Source organism: Segatella sinensis (genome assembly GCF_040095255.1).
GTDB lineage: Bacteria > Bacteroidota > Bacteroidia > Bacteroidales > Bacteroidaceae > Prevotella > Prevotella sinensis.
The window spans coordinates 1-561 of the sequence record NZ_JBBNGE010000141.1; the positions used below are offsets into that span (position 1 = coordinate 1).

1 pseudogene is annotated in these 561 nt (G+C 41.7%); it reads right to left on the minus strand.

The window, feature by feature from the left end:
* Nucleotides 1-561, minus strand: a pseudogene (locus AAAT87_RS15480) (IS1380-like element IS942 family transposase); the annotation flags it as partial.

Consider the following 561-nt stretch of genomic DNA (forward strand, 5'->3'; position numbering starts at 1 on the left):
TTCTGATGAGAGCTGTCATAAGCAGGAATACAGTATTCTGTGCCATGAACGATTTTGGCAATCGATTCCAGCCAAAGTCATTGTTCATGTCATCGAAGATGCGTTCCTTGCCACCACGAAGATTGTAGAATTCCACGATGTCTCTTGCACTCGACTTGTAATCGTTAGTCAGTATACATCTGTAGGTATATTCGCCTTCCCAAATGTCAAGGTCTCCATCTATTCGCCTTTGTCTCTGTATGACAAGACGATACGGTTTTCCTTTCCATTTCTCAACAAGGATAGAATTCAACTCAAACTCAATACCGTTGATTTCAACAGTTTTCCATCCAGTTAAGGCAAACATGGAATCGTAGAAAGAAGAGCATCTGTTGGCACGAATATAAAAATGCCTGCAATGAGCCTCTACCATATCTACGATTTCCTCCGAACATGAGCCGCAATCCATGCGGGCACGAGAAATATATATTTCCGAAGCCTCCAATCGCTTGAAGATTCTTTCCAAAGTTTCTTTTTGGTTGAAGCGTACGTTTGTGTTGCCGTCTCTATTTTCAATACCGA